This window comes from Halorubrum sp. Ea8, from assembly GCF_002252925.1.
GTDB lineage: Archaea > Halobacteriota > Halobacteria > Halobacteriales > Haloferacaceae > Halorubrum.
This window is the reverse complement of the sequence record NZ_NHPF01000019.1, coordinates 1173-1378: the sequence shown is the minus strand read 5'-3', so window position 1 is coordinate 1378 and position 206 is coordinate 1173. Positions and strand designations below refer to the sequence as shown.

Annotated in this window: 1 protein-coding gene; it reads right to left on the bottom strand. The window is 74.8% G+C overall.

What is annotated here, in order from left to right; translation table 11 throughout:
* Positions 1-16: 16 nt before the first annotated feature.
* A partial coding sequence (locus tag DJ74_RS19500; RefSeq protein WP_254922114.1) for an aldo/keto reductase occupies positions 17-206 on the bottom strand: 190 nt, incomplete at its 5' end.

Sequence of the window (206 nt, the reverse complement as noted above, 5' to 3'; positions counted from 1 at the left end):
GTCCCGCCCCGCTCGACTAGTGCCCCCAGAGCGCCCCGTCGGGGGCGTACCGCGCGTCCATGATCCGGTCCCACTGCGCGTCCGAGAGGGCGAGGTCGGTCGCGGCGACGTTCTCCGCGAGCTGGTCGGTCGTGCGCGCGCCGACGATGGGGACGCAGGTGAACTCGTCCCACTCGGTGAGCCACGCGAGCGCGACCTGCGCCGGG